Here is a 17,570-nt window from a genome sequence, read left to right on the forward strand (position 1 = left end):
CGCGGCATCGATCGGGTGGCGACGATCGGGGCTCACGTCGCCGCACATTCGAATGTCGGATAGTCGGTGTATCCGGCCGCGCCGCCTCCGTACATGGTGCTCTGGTCTGCCGTGGCGAGGGGCCAGCCGGCTCGGAGGCGGTGAACGAGGTCAGGATTGGCGATGAACGGTTGGCCGAACGCAGCGAGGTCGATCAGTCCGTCGTCGATCAACTGCTGGGCCGATCCTTCGGTCAGTCCGCCTGCGAGGATCAAGGTGATCGGGCAGCGCGCGCGAAAGTTGCGAAGAAACTGTTCTGACACCGCGCGGTCGCCGTCGGGAAAGTTGTCGTTGAGGTGAACGTACGCAAGCTTTCGCCCTGCGAATTCTGTTGCCAAGTACAGGTACGTCTCGGTGGCCTCGCCGTACGGCGGCATGTCGAACAGTTGGCTGTACGGAGAGAGCCTGACGCCGACGCGATCGGATCCGATCGCGTCGATCAGGGCGTCCAGTGTCTGCAGCAGAAACCGTGCGCGGCTCTCGATGGAACCGCCGTAACGATCGGTTCTGGTGTTGGTTGCAGGGTTGAGGAATTGCTCGAACAGGTATCCGTTCGCTCCGTGAAGTTCGACGCCGTCGAACCCAGCGTCGACGGCATTGCCTGCCGCCCTGACGAAGTCGAGGGTGACTCGGTCGACTTCCTCGGTCGAGAGGGCACGTGGCGGGGTGACATCGACGAATCCGATGGTGCCGTCCTCGGTGAATGCGAACGTCTTTCCCTGAGGTCCCCGCGCCGGGGCACAGCTCGCGCTGACCGGCGGCCGGCGGTCGGGCTGGAGGGAGGTGTGCGACATCCGGCCGACGTGCCACAGTTGAGCGAAGATCCGCCCGCCTGCACCGTGTACGGCCTCGGTCACTCCTCGCCAACCGGCGACCTGCTCGGCAGACCAGATTCCAGGGACGGACGCGTACCCTTGCGCCTCGGGCGAGATCGGGGTGCCTTCGGTGACCATCAGGCCGGCTGTCGCGCGCTGCCGGTAGTACTCGGCGGTATCGACTCCGGCGATGCAGTCGGCCCGCCTGGCGCGAGTCATCGGTGCCATCACGACCCGATTCGACAACACTGTTTCGCCGATCCTGTGACTGTCGAACAAGCTGGTCATCGAGACACTTCCTTCGGTATGGATCCCCGTCGATACTCGGCGAAGATGGCTTCGCTCCGGCTTTTCAAGGCAACAGCAGTGTCATCGAATGCGCGCTTGACCCAGCTTCCGTTCTCGGCCATAATCTCGTGGGAGATTTCGCCGAGGAAGGCATCCGTCGAGTAGTAACGGCAACGGCTCTCGGCGACACGTTCGATGATCTGGTCACGGCGGGCAGCGTTCGGTGTATCCGCTGTAGCAAGTAGTTCCCAGGACAGCAGGCGCTCGGGGACGAAGGCGCAGACGTACTCGGTGTTGGTAAACGTTCCGTCGGTGCCTGCGTAGTTCTTCAGCGTCATCTCGACGGGCGCACCGAGTTTCAGGGTCGACTCTGCGGCAATACAAAACGGGTTCCATGTGTGGTAGTTCGGTAGGTCGACCAGGACGTTCCATACGACCGAAGCAGGAGCATCGATGTCGACCGTGATGGATCGAACCAGAGTGGCAATATCGTATGCGGGGATGGATAATTCAGACATCGAACCTCCGTAGGCAGGCGACCGTGACGACCGACTGGGCCTCGGTAGGCAGGCGGTACCGGTGTCGATCGCTCGGTGCAGCCGACGCTAGTCGACTGCGCCGAATGCAGAAGCGAGAGTTCCGCTCCACGGAACGTCCAAAGCGGGCATCAATGCCATCGCACGCCATATTTCGAGTCGGTGGGGCAAGGAGGGAGTCCTGCTGCCGAGGTCGATTGGGATCATGCCCTCATTCCACCGTCGATCACGAAATCCTGACCGGTGCTGTAGCTGCTGGCGTCGCTGATGAGAAAAGCCACGACGGCGCTGATCTCCTCGGGTCGTGCGGCGCGTGGTATCGGCAGGCTGGCCACGATGCCGCGGCCCTCGCGTGATTCCTGCGACAGCATGTCGGTGTCGACGGCACCGGGGCACACGCCGTTCACCCTCACGCCGTGCGGCGCGAGATCTCGTGCTGCGGAACGGCTCATGCCGCGTACGGCGAATTTGGACGCCGAGTAGGCCGCGGAACTCGGCCACCCGGTGAGGCCGGCGACGGAGGCAATGTTCACCACGGAGCCCCCCGAGGGCATGTGCGGGACCACAGCCTGCATGCCGTGCATGGGTCCGTAGAAGTTGACACTCATGTGGGCCTCGAATGCCGTTGGGTCGGCGTCGAGAAATGGCGTGGGTCGGCAAATCCCGGCATTGTTGACGAGGCCGTCTATTCGGCCGTGCACCGCGACCGCGTGCTCGACGACATGCCGCCAGGCGTCCGGGTCGGTCACATCATGGGCGTGCGCGGTGTGCTCGGACCCCAACTCCTCGGCCACGACGCGCACGGCAGATTCGACGAGGTCGGTGAGCACCAGGACGGCACCGGAGTCTGCGAGCATCCGTGCGTGAGCACGGCCGAGGCCACCGGACGCGCCGGTGACCAGCACAACTTTTCCGGACAGGTCGAAGACGTTCTGCGTCACTTCTGTGCTCCTGTCATCGGTGCCAGTTCGGTCGAGATCGACGAAGCGGCGAGGCGTCGGCTGACCTCGTCTGCGACGGAGACGAGGGTCCGCGCCCAGCTCTCCACCTGGTCCGGAGACACTCCGTTCGGCATGCCGAACAGCGCCAGTACCAACACTGTTCGTCCGGCGTCGTCTACGACGGGAGCCGCGAGAATTCTCACGTTGTTCTCGGCATCGACCTCATTGGGTTCGTAGTACGGCGTCAGCTCGTCGACCACTGCCCCGATCTTTCGGTCCAGATCCGGTGTCGGCGCGACTCGCGAGTACTGGGTCACTTGGTCCCAAACCCGGTCGTGGTGTGGGGCCTTCAGACCGATCGACCAACCCCGTGTCCGTACGGTCGCGAGCATGTCGACGTACGTTCGGCGCTCGTCGTCGGACGCTGGCTTGCGGGCATATCTGCTCCAGCGTCGGGCCGCGGCATCGATGTCGTCCTCGTCGCAGAACAGTGCGCCGTAGGGCGGTGTGAACGGCATTCGGTGCCCGATGTGGGTGCGCACCGACGTCCCACCTGCACCCGCGCCCGCGACGACAACGAGGTCTCCGTCGACAACCGCCTGTGCGTAGCAGGCCAAGTTCAGTTCGGCTGCAAGCTGTTCCATCGGGGCGCGCGCAAGATCGGCGACTTGTAGCTGCTTTCGGAGGTCGGTGGAGTATCCGGCTACGAGTGAGCGTGCATCGAACCCACCGTATCCGCCACGGAGAAACAGCATCGGGGTCGCTTCGGCCCCGGCACCGAGTGCACCGACGCGGCCGATCACGATGTCGTGATCGCCTGCGGACACCACGTCGTCCACCTCGCAATCGATCCACGCCACCGCACCGGCCAGGATCGGCGACCCGGACGGTGCCGGACTCCAGTCGACCCCCGCGTACTTGTCGACCCCGCGCATCGAGAACTGCCGACACAGTCCTTCCTGCTCGACGGACAACACGTTGACGCAGAAGTGCTTTCGTTGCGCGAGCCGCGTGTAGCTAGTCGACGTGCGAGCCGGCAGGTAGGCGACAAGCGGCGGATCGAGCGACACCGAGGTGAACGAGCCGACCACCATTCCGAGGGGTTCGTCTCCGTCGATGGCCGTCACGATCACGACACCCGTCGGGAACCGCCCGAGGGTTTCTCGGAAGTGCGTCGAATCGACCTCGGGTGTCCGGCCGTCGGTATCGGTCCTTGCCATGTCGAGCGACCTTTCGTTGCCGTGACACTGATCCCGGTCTATCGGACCAAGCATTTGCTTGTGTCTATCAGAGTACGTCCCTTTCGTCGATCCACGTCGGGCAGTCCACTTCGAAGGAAGTGGACGGAGCTGGCGTTCCACCACGTGGACTATTGGCCGAAATGAGGTTGCAGGTGGCCTAGCGTCGGGCTTCGGATCGACACAGGGAGAGATTCATATGGACCGACTGTCAGGGAAGGTCGCATTCATCACCGGCGCGGCTCGTGGTCAAGGTCGAGCACACGCTCTTCGGTTGGCGAGTGAGGGTGCAGACCTTGTCTTGTCCGATATCTGTGGACCGGTGAACGCGAGCGGAATCCGTGCCGCCGAGCCGGAGGACCTGCAGGAGACCGTTCGAGAAGTGGCGGCCCTGGGAATGGGCACTCGTGTTCTCGATCGAATCGTAGACGTCAGAGATCTCGATGGACTCCAATCGCTCGCGGACGACGCGGTGGCCGAACTCGGACGACTCGATGTGGTGATCGCGAACGCCGGCATCTTGAACTGGGGCGAGTTCGTCGATATAACGTCGCAGATGTGGCAGGACGTTATCGATGTCAATCTCACCGGGGTGTTCAATACGTGCAAAGCGACAGTGCCGCACCTCATCCGGCAGGGTGAAGGCGGTTCTGTCATTCTGATCAGCTCCGTCGCCGGACTCAAGGGCCAACCGCTGACGACGCCCTATACCGCGGCCAAGCACGGCGTTGTCGGTATCGCCCGCGGTCTGGCGAATGAGCTGGCGCAATACAGTATTCGAGTCAACACCGTGCACCCTGCCGGTGTCACCACCCCGATGACCGATGTCCCGGAATTCATGGAACTCATCGGTGCCCACCCGCTGCTCGGGCCGACATATATGCCCTCGCTACCGCACACCCTTATGCCGCCGGAGGATGTCTCGGCGACGATCGCGTATCTTGCAAGCGATGATTCGCGCATGGTCACCGGGTCTGCGCTCAGGGTGGACATGGGGACCCTGAACCGTTAGCGGCGTTTCGAGGACGTCCAGCGGCCTCACCCCACCGTCGCTGTGACGGTGGAGTGGGCGTCCCGGTCAGTGAGTTCCCCTCGGCGTCGACGTTCGGCAAGGCACGATCTCGACCACGATCGCCACGACCACGATCACCTGCGATAGGCGTCCTGCCGGATCCAACCAGCGGTGCAGCGAGTTCGTCATGCGTGGAACGTGGTTGCCGGTCACAGGTACCGCCGCGCAGCAGTGTCCGCATCGACCAGCAGTTCCCGTAGGTACGTGTCGGTCAGTTCGGCGTAGCGAGAAAATGTCGGAGTGGGGACATCGGCGTATACGGCCACCAGGTCGGTCAGTCGGGACGACCGGATGTGCTCGATGGTCTTTGCGCCTTTCTCGGTGCTCGTCAGCGACCGCACGCGTCGATCACGATCGGGCGTGCGGCGAATGAGATGGTCGGTTTCGAGTGTGAGCACCGCTCGTGACACTGCCGATTGCGCGCGGTCGAGCCTTTCGGTGACCTGTCCGACGGTGGTCGGAGCCAGTGCGTGAATATCGTTGAGCACCAGGTATTCCAACTCGGTCAACGGCACTCCGGCCGAGCGAAGTGCCGAATCGAAATGAGCTCGGCCGACCAGATCGACCAGCGCGACGATCGCATCGAGGCACCGGTCCACCGCGGTGCGAGTAGGCGACGTGCGAACCGCGATGCGGGTCGCTCGGTCTCGAAGCAGCGGCTCGGACGAACCCTGCCGAACGAGGAATGGCTCCAGTCGTTCGACCGTGGTGGTGAGGAACTCCTCGAAAGTCTCCACCTCCTCGACCTGCCACGTGTCCAGAGGCTGCCTCATCTGCTCCTGATACGAGGCGTTCCAGGATCGGAGGGCGTCGAGTCCGTACTCTGTCAGGGCGATATCCACCGAACGTCGATCGTCGACCGACCGTGTTTTTTGGACCAGACCGGCCGCACGCAGCGCGGCGATCTGGCGACTGACCTGGGTCAGGTCGACATCGAGCACGGTGGCCAGCGCGCCGACGGAATGGGCGCCGTCGGTCAACGCGTCGATCGTATCGATACCCATCCGAGACAGGGAAATGCCGGTCGCTGCGCGAAAGCGGCGCCGGGTGGCGTCGGAGTTCCCGGAAAACGCAATGAGGTCGACGAACGTCAGTATCGGTCGGACGACCTCGAGGTCGGGTCGGGAAATCTGATCGCTCACCGATCGGACGATACCCACTTGCCGGCGTGGGTCTCGCGCGACGGAATCGAGAAGTGGTTCGATCACCCATTCCCGGCGGCGGCGGCAAACCTCGCCCGTGCGAGTCCGCACACCTCAGCCATCGCTGTTCGTGCCCGTGCCACTGTCGCCGTCTGCATGAAGAAGCCGTGTGCGACACCTGGATACCGCATGATGGCCGTCGGGTTCCCGGCCTCCTGTAGGCGTCTGCCGTACTCCTCGACTCCGTCGCGCAACGGATCCGCGTGCGCCGAGACGACGATGGCAGGAGGTAGGGCGGACAGGTCGACTGCGGATGCCGGGGTGCCGTATTGGTCGTCGGCCGCGGGATCGTCGCCCAGATACAGGGACTTCATCCAGTCGATGTCCTCGGCTCGAAGCAGTGGGCTGTCGCCGAACGCTCGCATCGATGGGCGATCGCTGCGGCGCTCGAGGCCCGGATATACCAGCACCTGTTGCACGAGTGCCGGTCCACCCTCGTTCCGTGCACGCAGCGCAGTGGCCGCTGCCAGTCCGCCGCCCGCACTGTCTCCACCGACCCCGATCCGATGCGGCGAAAGTCCCCACTGCTCCGCATTGAGGATTGCCCACTGCGTTGCCGCGTATGCCTCGTCGTTGGCAACCGGGTATCGAAACTCGGGTGCCAATCGGTAGTCGACGTTGATCACCACTGCCTCGGACGAGTGGGCGACTTCGCGGGCGAGTCGATCGAACGAGTCCAGCGATCCCATGATCATCCCGCCGCCGTGAAACCACACCAAGGCAGCTGCATCCGCCGTCGGCGCGCCGTGTGGCCGATAGATGCGTACCGGAATCGGCCCGTGAGGTCCGGCGATCTCGACCTCGTTCACCGACGCCATGTCCGGGCCCGGAGGCCGCTGCATCGATTCGATCATCTCTCGCACGGATTCCACACCCATCAGGTGCATCGCGGGCGCTTTGTGCTCGACCATGAGGTCGATGAGCGTCTGAACGTCAGGATCGTGTCGATAGTCCAAGGCAGAGCTCGGCTGTGGTGTCACGTGCGGCCTCCAGTACAGGCAATGTCGTTCGAGTGGACCCACAGGAACGTATGATGAAATAGTATCCAATTTGGTTCAGCATTGTGCGAAACTGACTTCGGAAGGAACTTCATGTCGGCACCAGCCCTCGATGCGCACACTCCCTTCTCGATCGACTCCGAGCGACTCGACAGCGTCCGCGCCGATGTGCGTACGTTTCTCCGAGCCGAGATCGATGCGGGAACCTTCGTTCCCGCCTGCGACAGCTGGATGTCGGGCTTCGACCCGGAGTTCAGCGCGCGCCTCGGTAGCCGCGGTTGGCTCGGAGTCACGATTCCCGAACAGTATGGCGGGCACGGCGGCAGTCAACTCGAACGCGTGGTCATCGCCGAGGAGGTATTGGCGCACGGCGCGCCGGTCGCCGCGCACTGGATCGCAGACCGGCAGATGGCACCGAGTTTGCTCAATTTCGGTACCGAGGACCAGCGGCAGAAGTACCTTCCAGGAATTGCGCGTGGAGAGACCTTCTTCGCTATCGGTATGAGTGAACCCGAGGCGGGTTCGGACTTGGCCGCTGTTCGCACCCGAGCCGTCGTCGATGGGGATTCCTGGCGTCTGAACGGCACGAAACTGTGGACCACCGGGGCACACCTGGCGCACGCGATGGTGGTGCTCGCGCGAACGGACGGAGAAATCGGTGATCGTCAGAAGGGACTGTCGCAGTTCGTAGTGGATCTGCCGCATCCGAGTGTCGAGATTCGGCCGATTCACAGCATCGACGGCGAAGCCCATTTCAACGAGGTCGTGTTCCATGACGCTCACCTCCCCCAATCGGCGCTGCTGGGGGAGCGTGGACAGGGGTGGACCCAGGTCATGAGTGAACTCGCATTCGAGCGTTCGGGTCCTGAGCGGTACCTGTCCACGATGCCGCTGCTTCGCGCCTGGGTCGAGGAGCTTCGACGCGATGGATCGTCCGAGGAGCAGCAGCGAACCGTGGGACTACTGACCGCCAGAGCCTCGACGCTCCGACAGATGTCCCAGCAGGTCGCGCGCGAGCTATCGGCAGGCGGCCACCCCGATGTCCTGGCCGCCATGGTCAAGGATCTCGGATCCACGTTCGAGGGTGAGCTCGTCGAGCAGGTCCGTCGGGCGAGCGGCGTCGAACCGAGATTCGGCGGGGGCCGGTTTGCAGAACTGCTCGCCCAGGGAGTCCTGCACACGCCCGCCTTCACGTTGCGAGGCGGCACCAACGAGATATTGCGGTCGATCATCGGCCGCGGAATGGGACTGCGATGACAAGCCATCGAGACGATATTCGGGACGCGGTGAAACAGATTCTCGCCGGGTCCGAACCGACGATCGGGGCTCCGATTGCGCACTGGGACGCGCAGTCGTGGACGAACCTGACGGAATCGGGGTTTGCGGATCTGGGAATCGCCGAGGAGTCCGGCGGTAGCGGTGGCGATGTGACCGACGCGGTCGATGTTGCCGCCACTATTGCAGCGAGCGGCGTCTGCCTACCGATCATCGAACACGGTCTGGCGTGCTGGGTGGTCAGCACCACCGGCCTCGCCAAGCCAACGGGCACAGGAACGATCGGTGAGGATTCTTCGGGGATCGTCGCCGAGGAATCCTCGGGCACAGTTCTACTGAGCGGTCGGATTTCTGCGGTTCCGTGGGCCTCGATTGCGCAGTGGCTGGCTGTGTTCGACGGGCACTCCGTTGCCGTTGTCGACCTCGCAGCAGACGGGCTGGTAGTGCACCCGGGGACGGATATCCTCGGCGCGCCTCTGTGCGACGTGGTCATGACCGGCGTCGTTGCCCGCAGTCACGCTCCGACGACGGTGTCGGCCTCGCAGGTGCGCAGTCGCGGCGCAGCGCTGTACTCGGCCGCGATGGCCGGCTCGGCCCGTGCGGTGGTCGACGCCACCATCCGACACACCTCGGATCGCACTCAGTTCGGCCGCCCGCTGGCGAAGTTTCAGGCGGTTCAGCAACGTCTGGCTCAGCTTGCGAGCACGGTGGCTCAGATGGAGCGGGCAGTCGACGAGGCAGCCGAGGCATTGGCGACGGATAGCACGCGTGCCGCGGTGGCGCTCGCCTCGGCCAAGGTGGTCGTGTCGGGCGCAGCGGCAGACGTTGCCGCAGCAGGGCATCACCTGCACGGCGCCATCGGATTCACCCGAGAGCATCCACTCGGCCGATACACCGGGTCGCTGCAGAGCTGGCGAAACCGATGGGGCTCCGCCGATGACTGGGCTCGAGTTCTCGCCTCGCAGATTCTCGACGACGGTCCGGATCTGTGGGATCTCATAACCGGCGGCTCAGACGTAGCCAGCTCAGACGCAACCAGCTCAGACGCAACCAGCTCAGACGCAACCATCGGAGCGCGACCATGACACACGTGGATTCGGTACGTCCCGAGCAGCAGCACACACAGGTATCGAAGCGCATCGACGGACGTGCGGCCTGGCCGTCCGTTGCGTCCGGTGTTTCAGGAACGTTCGGCGGTGTTCTTGCAGGCATCCGGGTTCTCGACCTCAGCCGGGTGTTGGCCGGGCCCTACACGGCCCAGATGCTCTCCGATCACGGGGCTGACGTGCTCAAAGTCGAAGGTCCTGACGGCGACGAGACGCGAGGCTGGGGTCCGCCGTTCGACGATGAGGGAACCAGCGCCTATTACCGCGGTCTGAATCGGAACAAGAGGAACATCTCGCTCGATCTACGAACCGACGAGGGGCAGGAGATTCTCGGCCATCTGCTGCGCGGCGCCGACGTCGTCGTGGAGAACTTCAAGGCAGGCACCATGGCGCGGTGGGGATTCGACTACGAGAGCGTCCTCGCGCCGGAGAACCCGAGACTGGTGTATTGCCGGATCACGGGATTCGGAGTCGACGGTCCGATGGGCGGTGCCCCTGGATACGACGCGGTGCTGCAATCATTCGGCGGCCTGATGAGCGTCAACGGATATCAGGATCGAAGCCCGCTCCGGGTCGGTGTTCCGATCGTCGATCTCATGGCGGCCAACATGGCGTTCAGCGGCATCCTTCTCGCCGTCGTAGAACGCTTCAGGTCCGGTTTGGGTCAGCTCGTGGATATCGCTTTGCTCGATGCTGTCGTCTCCATGCTGCACCCGCATTCGGCCAACTGGATCGTCGACGGTTCCGTCCCGCAACGAACGGGCGATCTGCACCCGTCGGTGGTGCCGTATCAGGTGTTCGAAACTCAGGACGGTGAGCTCTTTGTCAGTGCGGCCAACGATCGTCAGTTCCGGTCGATGGCCGCGGTGCTCGGAGTTGCCGAACTCGGCACCGACGAGCGCTTCTCCACCAACCGCGGACGCAGTGCGCATCGTGAGGAGTTGATCTCGCTGTTGTCCGGGATCATCGCGACGAGATCGAGGGATGAGCTGGCGGTGGCATTGGACGCGGTCGGGGTACCTGCCAGCCCGGTGTACACGGTCGATCAGGCACTGCGATCACCTCAGGTCGCTCACCGAAAACTGCTGGTCGAGACCGACGACTATCGGGGCATCGGCGTTCCGATCGCGTTGAGTCGATCGTCGACGACGGTTCCGGTGAATGCGGTCCCGCGCGGGGCCAACACGATCGAGACGTTGGCCGCGATGGGATACACCGAGGCCGACGTCACCGGTTTCGAGCAATCCGGTGCGATCGGCTGATTGGTCACGAGGGCGCGAGTGACAATACTGTATCCATTGTCGAGAGCCAGATCCTCGACAGCGATTGTCGTTCACGATCCACTGGAGGTTCCGTGCCCCGTAAATCAGCGTCGGACGCTGCGAACCAACTGCCGTCGTCCAGAACCGCGTCCGACCGAGCGGCGTCGCGCGTCGTGGACGAGATTCAGCGAATGATCATCAGTGGCGAACTGCTGCCGGGGCAGCAGGTGCGCCAGGAACTGATGGCCGAACGCCTCGGCGTCAGTAGGCTGCCGGTACGTGAGGGCCTGCGGCAGTTGACGGCGGAGGGTCTGGTTCGACATGAGCACAACGTCGGGTATGCGGTTGCGCGCCTCGAGCAGTTCGAGTTCGACCAGATCTACCTGATGCGTGCGGCGTTGGAGCGTGAGGTATTAGTGAGTCTGCCGGTATTCGACAACAAGGCGCTCGCGCACGTTCGGTCGCTGGCCGACGAGGTTGCCGAGGCCGCGGACCGCGTCGACATTCTCACGATGCGTCTGTCCAACCAGGCCTTCCATTTCGCGATGTTCGATCAGTCGCCGATGAACCTGATCGTTCAGGAACTGCGCCGTTTGTGGACCTTGGCCATGCCCTATCACGCTGTATACCTTTACGATCCGGCGGCTCGGATTCGAATACTCGAAGAGCACGAAGATATGATTGCGGCCCTCGCCGATCACGACAACCATCGTTTGGTCGAGTTGATGAACGCGCACCGCCGAGGTGGCGAGTCCGGCACCAGTACGGTTCTGCGTGCGGGCGGTGTCTCGCCGGCGGTCTGACCACGCTTCGACGTCGCCGATTCGGTTCGGTTCGAGAGGCGCAACCTTGCCCGCTCCAGCCACGACTGCGCTACAGTCGAACTGGATCCAATTATGAAGCCACTTTAGTTAGAAATGCGGAGAAGACATGACAGAACCCGGCGGAGCACCGATCACCGAGAAATTCGACATCGAACCCGTTCGACTCGACCGTGACCGCTTGCGAGCGAGCCTCGCCGATGCCGACGCGGCGATCATGGTCTTGTGCGCGGTGCATGCTACCGGCGACACCAGCCTTCTCGATCGCTTCGCTCCGCTGGTCGAGCGAACCGTTCCAGAGGGCCCGCCCGCACGACCGGCCGTCGTCTCGATGTCCGGCGACCGTCGGGCAGAACTGGTCGACGTACTCGTCGACGCACTGTGCGGTGACCCGGTCACCCCCCACCTGATCATCGACGATCCGAAGATGTTCGTGTCGATGGCAGCTCTGGCCGTTGGCGCTCCCGTGGACGAGGAGTTCGCCTCGCTGCTGCTCGAGCAGAGTGGCTTCGTTCCTGCACAGCCGGTGGTGAAACGCACCAGGCGTCCTGAATCGAACCAGCGGATTGCGATCCTCGGCGCGGGAATGGCAGGCATCGCCGCGGGCGTCTACGCCGACCGAAGCGGATTCGATTACGAGATCTTCGAGCGCAGCAACGACATCGGTGGCACCTGGCGAACCAACACGTATCCCGGTGTAGCAGTGGACACCCCGAGTTTGTACTATTCGTACTCGTTCGACCTCAACGCGGAGTGGAGCCGATACTATCCGGTCGGCGGCGAGTATCAGGAATACCTCCGCCGCGTCGTGGACCGCTTCGGAATCAAGTCCCGAATCAGGTTCGAGACCGAAGTGACCGGTCTGGAATGGATCGAATCCGATCAGCAGTGGGAAGTGCGGAGCATCGACGCCGGGGGCGAGACGTCGACGGCGCGATTCACCGCGGTCATCACGGCATTCGGCTACCTCAATCGACCCAAGTTCGCCGATGTCCCTGGCCGAGAAACCTTCTCGGGAACCACCGTGCACACCGCGCAGTGGCCGGCCGATCTCGACGTCGCTGGCAAACGCGTCGCGGTGATCGGTGCCGGAGCGACGTCGGTTCAGGTGGTCGGAGCCATAGCCGATCAGGTGGGGACGCTGAGTTTCTTCCAGCGACAACCACACTGGGTCATGCCGAAGAACACTCAGCCCGCGGCGGTTCCGGACGGCGAGCGCTGGCTGCTGGCGAACCTACCGTTCTACAATCAGTGGTTCCGCCTCAGGACTTACTGGGGTGCAAGCGACAATATGTACGATGTCGTTCGCGCGGATCCCGAGTGGATGAGCAGTCATTTGTCCATTTCTCCTGCCAATGACGCGGTCATGCAATTCTGCCTCGGGCATATCCATGATACGTTCTCAGATCGGCCCGATCTGGCTGCCGCGATGACACCGGATTACGCACCGGCCGGCAAACGTCTCGTTCGCGATCCGGGCAACTTCTATTCATCCTTGAAGAAGCCCAATGTCGAGGTGATCACCGAGCGGATCGAGCGCATCGTCCCCGAGGGCATCGTCACCGCCGACGACCGCACCCATGAACTCGACATCATCGTTCATGCAACAGGTTTCACGTTGGACTATCTCTCGCCCATCGAGATCCTCGGACGAGACGGCGTCGCGTTGAACGATGTATGGAAGGGTGACGACCCGTTCGCCTACCTCGGCGGCACGGTGCCGCGATTCCCGAACCTGTTCGTCACTTCCGGCCCTAATACCTCGCCCGGCCACGGTGGGGGGCACAACTTCACCGTAGAGGCCGTGTTGCACTACATCTTCGAGTGCCTGCAGCTACTCGTGGAGAACGACGGCCGTGCGATCGAGGTCACGGCCGACGCAACCGACGAGTACAACGAGCGGGTGGCGCAGCAGCTGGAGAACTCGGTGTGGAACACCCAAACCGGTGCGAATACCTACTACCGGAACAAGGCCGGTCGTGTGACTCTTCCGAGTCCGTGGCGAATGGTGGACTTCTGGACCATGCTCAGGACGCCGGATGAAGACGCGTTCACGGTGAGCTGACACTCTCGACCTGAAGATCGCAAGACCGAAGGGGAAGGAACCGTGAGGTTCCTTCCCCTTCAGCTCGTTGTTGCTTCGGTCAGGATCGAACCGTGCGGGCGGCGATAGACCAGTGACCGTTCGTGCGCCGATACCGGTCTCGGTACTGTCCGCTTGCGATGACAGTCGGCACAGGACTCTCGGCAGTGGCCGATCGGAGCAGCATCCATTCGCAGCCACCGCTCGCCTCGTTCTCGGACTCGACGGTGGCGAGAGCGTTCGTCACCAGATGGCGAGTGCCCGCGTCAGGGCCGGCAAAACCGGCATCCCGCGCTCCCTGCAGGTACGCAGCGATAGCTGCTCTGCCGCTGTATGATTCGCCGCCGACCGTGAACACGCCATCTGTGTCGAAGAGTGCCGAGACGGCGTCGACGCTGTCTGCGTCGTCCGCAGCGGCAGCGAACTCGACCATCAGGCGGGTCAGGGCGTGCTCGTCGGTGATCGTGCTCGACCCGGTCGATCCCGTCATGACCGGACCCCTACGGAGTCGGCACGCAGGTCCGCAGCGACAGCTCGGACGGCTTCGGCGATCGGGGTGAAGGGGTGAATCTCGGTCGCGGCCGCGCCGTCGTGCATGGCATTGTGATTGATCGATACTGCCAAACCACTGTCGAGCTCGGCCCAACCGATCGCGCCGCCTGCCCCTGGATGGTGCACGATATTCGGATTGTCCCCCAACACAGGGTATCCGGCCGGATCTGGGCCACCCAGCCAGAATCCGTAGGCGCTGACCTGCGCGGGCTTGCCCATGTACCGGTCGGTGTCCTCGACTTGGTCGCGAGTGACGGTGAAGCTGCGAACTCGTTCCTCGGACAGCAACCGGACACCGTCGAGGGTCCCGAGGCCGGCGAGAAGGGCGAAGAAGCGGGCGATCCCCTCAGCGGTGGCGATGACGCCGGCACCCGGATTGATACTGCGCCGGGACAATTCGGTGTTGTAGACCTCCGCGCCCGGGAACACAGCTGGTGGCATCCCGAGCAGATACTCCTCGGGATAGCCCACTGGAACAGAGCCGCCGGTCAGTTCGGCGACCCGGTCGTCGGCTTCGGCGGGCACGCCCATGTAGACGTCCTCGATGTCGAGGGGTGCGAACAACTCGTCCTGAAGGAACTGGGCGAAGTCTCGGCCACCGCCGTCCGTCCGCAACACGATCTCCGCTACCGCCCATCCCCAGACCAGGGCGTGGTAGCAGTTCGTGGTCCCTGGCTCGAACACCGTTCGAGTGTTCTCGATCTGCTCGATCATCCAGGACCAATTCGATTGGTTCTCCGGCGTAACACCTTCGGGCATCCAGGGGATCCCCCCGCGGTGACTGAGCAGGTGGCGCACGGTCATCGATTCCTTACCCAGCTTGCCGAACTCCGGCCAGTAGGTTGCGACCGTGGCGTCGTAGTCGACCAGGCCCCGTTCGGCCTGCAGATGCAATGCGGTCGAGGTGATGGCCTTGGTGACGGAAAACGTGGGGAACAGCGTATCGGTGGTGGCATCCGTCCCTGGTTTCGCCTGTCCCGACGCGGCATTGACGATCAACTGGCCGTCGAGATATGCGGCTACTTGAATGCCTGATTCGCCGCGCTCGCGAGACTCCGCCAATGCCGCGGCAATACGCGGATCGGTGGTGGGAACCGATTTTGTGTGTGTGTCGGATGGTGTGTTCATGCGGATACCTCTACTCCCATCATGGCCAGTTGTTCTCGGGGATCTTGCGGATCGGTCAGTTCGGTGAGATGTTGCCCGCGGGCCGCGGCCATGCCGGCGCAGATCGCGTCGTCGGAGAAGATCCAGAAGTCGCCCCGCGCAATGGCTTCCACCATGTGTTCGGCTGCCTCTATCGCATCGAGCCCGGCTGCGACGTTCGCCGACTGCATGGCGTCGAACACGGCATTGGCGACGGGGTTGGCGGTGGGAGCTTGCGTGCGTGCGGCGTTGAAGATCGAGCTCTTGATCGAGTACGGGAGAACAGCGGAGACCTGTATGGGTGCTTCGATCAAGGCGATTTCTTGGTGCAGGCACTCGGTGAGCGCGAGGACGGCATGCTTGCTCACCGTGTAGGGGGCCTGCACGGGGGTGGACGAGAATGCTGCGACCGAGGACAGGTTCGCGATGACGGCGGGCGTACCTGCGGCGATCATTCTGGGTACGAAGGAGTGGATTCCGTGGAACACCCCGTCGACGTTGACGGACATGACTTTTCGCCACCGCGTCGGATCCACCTCCCACAGCAGTCCAGCATTCTCGAGGCCCGCGTTGTTGACCAGGAGTTCGACGCTGCCGAATTCGGCGAACAGTTCGGCCGCCATGGCGTCGACAGCGGGCGCATCGGTGACGTCGACGGAATATGCACTCGACTGGCCACCATCACCGGTGATGTCGGCGGCGACCCGTTCGGCCGCAGCCGAATCGATGTCGGCGACGACGACATGCATCCCGAGAGCTGCAAGGTGACGGGCGAGTCCCTCCCCGATTCCGGCCCCGGCCCCGGTCACGACGGCGGTTCCCGACCCGAAACGCTCACTTGCGGTTGAAATATGTGTTTGTGGTGTATCCATGTCTGCGATCGTATACTTTGGATCCAAAGAAATATTCAAAATGGAGTGTCAGTTGCGAATCCCGTCGGCCGAACCGACGACGGCGGGATTCGACAAGGCACCCAGGACATAGAGGAGCGAAGCGTGTTCGATCTACAAGGGCATAGAGCATTGATCACCGGCGCGGGGCAGAACGTCGGCGCGGCAATGGCGACTGTGCTGGCTAGACAGGGTGCCTCGGTGATCGTCAACGATCTGCACCCGGAGCGTGCAGAAGCGGTGGCGGATGCAATCCGCGCCGAGGGGCACAGCGCGATCGCATCCGCCTGGGATGTGACCGATTTCGACTCGACGATCGATCACGTTCGCGCCGCCGAGGCCGAACTGGGCGGGCACGTAGACATTCTCGTCAACAACGCGGGCGTGGCCGAGGGAAGATGGAACCTTCCGTTCCGTGAGTTGACGCCTGATTTGTGGCGCTTGCCGATCGACCTCAACATCTACGGATCGCTGAACTGCACCAAGGCTGTCATCGACGGCATGTGTGACACAGGGTGGGGCCGAGTCATACAGATCTCCTCGGGCTCGGCCAGGACCGGACAGAACATCAACGTCTCGATGTACGCCACCGGCAAGAGTGGCGTCGAGGGCTTCATCCGGCACCTGGCAGCCGAGACGGGCCAGTACGGCGTGACGGCAAACATCCTCGCGCTCGGGCAACAGAGCAATCTGGCCGAGATGATGCCACCGGAAATCGTCGACCGCATCGTCGCGACAATCCCCATCGGTCGATTGGGCGACGCGGAGGAAGTGGGTGCAGCGTGCGTGTACCTCGCCTCGGACCAAGCCGGTGGTCTCACCGGACAAACGATCGACTTCAATGGCGGGTCACAGACCCGATGATCGAATCGAACTCTCCCGTAGCGCCATCCATCACCGGAACAGGTGTGTCGCTGATCGCCCTATACGTGGCGGATCTGGCGAAGTCGGTCCAGTTCTACGTCGACGGATGTGGACTGTCACGTCTGCACGACGTCTCGACCGACACGTTCGACGCAGTCATCGTCGGGCGCACCGACGACAGCGGGGGCGGCATCGAATTGATGCGCAAGAAGGTCCCCACCGGGCCCATCGAACAGGGAACCGGCTTCGCCAAGATCGTGCTGACGGTCGATGATGTCGAGGCCACCACGTCGAGGGCCGTGGCGAACGGCGGATCGGTGACTATGGCCCCTATGGTGCTCGAGCAGATGGGCGGGCTGGTGCTGTCGATGGTCGCAGACCCCGATGGCTATACCGCGGAGCTTATTCAGCGCAACGCTTCCTGAACCGACGGCAGAACCGT

The 17,570-nt window shown here is 63.3% G+C and carries 19 protein-coding genes; 8 read left to right on the forward strand and 11 right to left on the reverse strand.

Annotated features, from left to right (window positions below):
• Positions 1 to 32: 32 nt before the first annotated feature.
• The 5 genes from WDS16_RS26670 to WDS16_RS26690 form a co-directional block, all read right to left on the reverse strand.
• A complete protein-coding gene (locus WDS16_RS26670) occupies positions 33 to 1,142 on the reverse strand; it encodes an alkene reductase (protein ID WP_338889113.1) in 1,110 nt (369 codons plus the stop codon).
• Positions 1,139 to 1,660, reverse strand: coding sequence for an SRPBCC domain-containing protein (locus tag WDS16_RS26675; RefSeq protein ID WP_338889114.1), 522 nt, complete (start codon positions 1,658 to 1,660; stop codon positions 1,139 to 1,141). The genes WDS16_RS26670 and WDS16_RS26675 overlap by 4 nt, the downstream gene beginning before the upstream one ends.
• A gap of 87 nt (positions 1,661 to 1,747) precedes the next feature.
• Complete coding sequence (locus tag WDS16_RS26680; RefSeq protein WP_338889115.1) at positions 1,748 to 1,885, reverse strand: hypothetical protein; 138 nt, start codon at positions 1,883 to 1,885, stop codon at positions 1,748 to 1,750.
• Complete coding sequence (locus WDS16_RS26685) at positions 1,882 to 2,619, reverse strand: SDR family oxidoreductase (protein WP_338889116.1); 738 nt, start codon at positions 2,617 to 2,619, stop codon at positions 1,882 to 1,884. The genes WDS16_RS26680 and WDS16_RS26685 overlap by 4 nt, the downstream gene beginning before the upstream one ends.
• Positions 2,616 to 3,839, reverse strand: coding sequence for a flavin reductase (locus WDS16_RS26690; RefSeq protein ID WP_338889117.1), 1,224 nt, complete (start codon positions 3,837 to 3,839; stop codon positions 2,616 to 2,618). Before WDS16_RS26690 ends, WDS16_RS26685 begins: the two co-directional genes overlap by 4 nt.
• Positions 3,840 to 4,056: 217 nt before the next feature.
• On the opposite strand from WDS16_RS26690, the gene WDS16_RS26695 reads away from it, so the two are divergent.
• A complete protein-coding gene (locus WDS16_RS26695) occupies positions 4,057 to 4,869 on the forward strand; it encodes a mycofactocin-coupled SDR family oxidoreductase (RefSeq protein ID WP_338889119.1) in 813 nt (270 codons plus the stop codon).
• A gap of 66 nt (positions 4,870 to 4,935) precedes the next feature.
• Here WDS16_RS26695 and WDS16_RS26700 read toward each other — a convergent pair whose 3' ends face one another.
• The 3 genes from WDS16_RS26700 to WDS16_RS26710 form a co-directional block, all read right to left on the reverse strand.
• Entirely contained in the window at positions 4,936 to 5,058 is a 123-nt protein-coding gene (locus WDS16_RS26700; protein ID WP_338889120.1) for a hypothetical protein, read from the reverse strand.
• A 20-nt stretch (positions 5,059 to 5,078) separates the two neighbouring features.
• Positions 5,079 to 6,071 (reverse strand): MarR family transcriptional regulator, encoded by a 993-nt coding sequence (locus WDS16_RS26705; RefSeq protein ID WP_338889121.1) that lies wholly within the window; start codon positions 6,069 to 6,071, stop codon positions 5,079 to 5,081.
• 62 nt (positions 6,072 to 6,133) lie between these two features.
• Entirely contained in the window at positions 6,134 to 7,042 is a 909-nt protein-coding gene (locus WDS16_RS26710; protein ID WP_338893622.1) for an alpha/beta hydrolase, read from the reverse strand.
• 180 nt (positions 7,043 to 7,222) lie between these two features.
• Between WDS16_RS26710 and WDS16_RS26715 the strand changes: the two genes are divergently transcribed.
• The 5 genes from WDS16_RS26715 to WDS16_RS26735 all read left to right on the forward strand — a co-directional run bounded on the left by WDS16_RS26715 (position 7,223) and on the right by WDS16_RS26735 (position 13,658).
• Positions 7,223 to 8,386 (forward strand): acyl-CoA dehydrogenase family protein, encoded by a 1,164-nt coding sequence (locus tag WDS16_RS26715; RefSeq protein WP_338889122.1) that lies wholly within the window; start codon positions 7,223 to 7,225, stop codon positions 8,384 to 8,386.
• Positions 8,383 to 9,489 (forward strand): acyl-CoA dehydrogenase family protein, encoded by a 1,107-nt coding sequence (locus tag WDS16_RS26720; RefSeq protein WP_338889123.1) that lies wholly within the window; start codon positions 8,383 to 8,385, stop codon positions 9,487 to 9,489. The genes WDS16_RS26715 and WDS16_RS26720 overlap by 4 nt, the downstream gene beginning before the upstream one ends.
• Positions 9,486 to 10,772 (forward strand): CoA transferase, encoded by a 1,287-nt coding sequence (locus WDS16_RS26725; protein WP_338889125.1) that lies wholly within the window; start codon positions 9,486 to 9,488, stop codon positions 10,770 to 10,772. The genes WDS16_RS26720 and WDS16_RS26725 overlap by 4 nt, the downstream gene beginning before the upstream one ends.
• Before the next feature lie 92 nt (positions 10,773 to 10,864).
• Complete coding sequence (locus tag WDS16_RS26730) at positions 10,865 to 11,575, forward strand: GntR family transcriptional regulator (protein ID WP_422395724.1); 711 nt, start codon at positions 10,865 to 10,867, stop codon at positions 11,573 to 11,575.
• A gap of 127 nt (positions 11,576 to 11,702) precedes the next feature.
• On the forward strand, positions 11,703 to 13,658 hold the full coding sequence (locus WDS16_RS26735; protein ID WP_338889126.1) for an NAD(P)/FAD-dependent oxidoreductase: 1,956 nt from the start codon (positions 11,703 to 11,705) through the stop codon (positions 13,656 to 13,658).
• Positions 13,659 to 13,737: 79 nt separating this feature from the next.
• Here WDS16_RS26735 and WDS16_RS26740 read toward each other — a convergent pair whose 3' ends face one another.
• Genes WDS16_RS26740 through WDS16_RS26750 form a run of 3 tightly spaced genes read right to left on the reverse strand, consistent with a single transcriptional unit; the run spans position 13,738 to position 16,246 of the window.
• A complete protein-coding gene (locus WDS16_RS26740; protein ID WP_338889128.1) occupies positions 13,738 to 14,166 on the reverse strand; it encodes a nuclear transport factor 2 family protein in 429 nt (142 codons plus the stop codon).
• Positions 14,163 to 15,356, reverse strand: coding sequence for a serine hydrolase domain-containing protein (locus WDS16_RS26745; RefSeq protein ID WP_338889129.1), 1,194 nt, complete (start codon positions 15,354 to 15,356; stop codon positions 14,163 to 14,165). Before WDS16_RS26745 ends, WDS16_RS26740 begins: the two co-directional genes overlap by 4 nt.
• Positions 15,353 to 16,246, reverse strand: a complete 894-nt coding sequence (locus WDS16_RS26750) for an SDR family NAD(P)-dependent oxidoreductase (protein ID WP_338889131.1) — start codon at positions 16,244 to 16,246, stop codon at positions 15,353 to 15,355. Before WDS16_RS26750 ends, WDS16_RS26745 begins: the two co-directional genes overlap by 4 nt.
• 123 nt (positions 16,247 to 16,369) lie before the next feature.
• On the opposite strand from WDS16_RS26750, the gene WDS16_RS26755 reads away from it, so the two are divergent.
• Together WDS16_RS26755 and WDS16_RS26760 are read left to right on the forward strand one after the other, a co-directional pair.
• Positions 16,370 to 17,128: an SDR family NAD(P)-dependent oxidoreductase gene (locus tag WDS16_RS26755; protein ID WP_338889133.1), complete on the forward strand. Its 759-nt coding sequence runs from the start codon at positions 16,370 to 16,372 to the stop codon at positions 17,126 to 17,128.
• Positions 17,125 to 17,553: a VOC family protein gene (locus WDS16_RS26760; protein WP_338889135.1), complete on the forward strand. Its 429-nt coding sequence runs from the start codon at positions 17,125 to 17,127 to the stop codon at positions 17,551 to 17,553. The genes WDS16_RS26755 and WDS16_RS26760 overlap by 4 nt, the downstream gene beginning before the upstream one ends.
• Positions 17,554 to 17,570: the final 17 nt, after the last annotated feature.

This window comes from Rhodococcus sovatensis (assembly GCF_037327425.1).
In the GTDB taxonomy this organism is placed as follows: domain Bacteria; phylum Actinomycetota; class Actinomycetes; order Mycobacteriales; family Mycobacteriaceae; genus Rhodococcoides; species Rhodococcoides sovatense.

Bases quoted from the DNA above. Each gene is read 5' to 3' on its own strand.
- WDS16_RS26670 (WP_338889113.1), bottom strand. From the start codon at position 1,142: ATGACCAGCTTGTTCGACAGTCACAGGATCGGCGAAACAGTGTTGTCG.
- WDS16_RS26675 (WP_338889114.1), bottom strand. From the start codon at position 1,660: ATGTCTGAATTATCCATCCCCGCATACGATATTGCCACTCTGGTTCGA.
- WDS16_RS26680 (WP_338889115.1), bottom strand. From the start codon at position 1,885: ATGATCCCAATCGACCTCGGCAGCAGGACTCCCTCCTTGCCCCACCGA.
- WDS16_RS26690 (WP_338889117.1), bottom strand. From the start codon at position 3,839: ATGGCAAGGACCGATACCGACGGCCGGACACCCGAGGTCGATTCGACG.
- WDS16_RS26695 (WP_338889119.1), top strand. From the start codon at position 4,057: ATGGACCGACTGTCAGGGAAGGTCGCATTCATCACCGGCGCGGCTCGT.
- WDS16_RS26700 (WP_338889120.1), bottom strand. From the start codon at position 5,058: ATGACGAACTCGCTGCACCGCTGGTTGGATCCGGCAGGACGCCTATCG.
- WDS16_RS26710 (WP_338893622.1), bottom strand. From the start codon at position 7,042: ATGGTCGAGCACAAAGCGCCCGCGATGCACCTGATGGGTGTGGAATCC.
- WDS16_RS26715 (WP_338889122.1), top strand. From the start codon at position 7,223: ATGTCGGCACCAGCCCTCGATGCGCACACTCCCTTCTCGATCGACTCC.
- WDS16_RS26720 (WP_338889123.1), top strand. From the start codon at position 8,383: ATGACAAGCCATCGAGACGATATTCGGGACGCGGTGAAACAGATTCTC.
- WDS16_RS26725 (WP_338889125.1), top strand. From the start codon at position 9,486: ATGACACACGTGGATTCGGTACGTCCCGAGCAGCAGCACACACAGGTA.
- WDS16_RS26735 (WP_338889126.1), top strand. From the start codon at position 11,703: ATGACAGAACCCGGCGGAGCACCGATCACCGAGAAATTCGACATCGAA.
- WDS16_RS26740 (WP_338889128.1), bottom strand. From the start codon at position 14,166: ATGACGGGATCGACCGGGTCGAGCACGATCACCGACGAGCACGCCCTG.
- WDS16_RS26745 (WP_338889129.1), bottom strand. From the start codon at position 15,356: ATGAACACACCATCCGACACACACACAAAATCGGTTCCCACCACCGAT.
- WDS16_RS26750 (WP_338889131.1), bottom strand. From the start codon at position 16,246: ATGGATACACCACAAACACATATTTCAACCGCAAGTGAGCGTTTCGGG.
- WDS16_RS26760 (WP_338889135.1), top strand. From the start codon at position 17,125: ATGATCGAATCGAACTCTCCCGTAGCGCCATCCATCACCGGAACAGGT.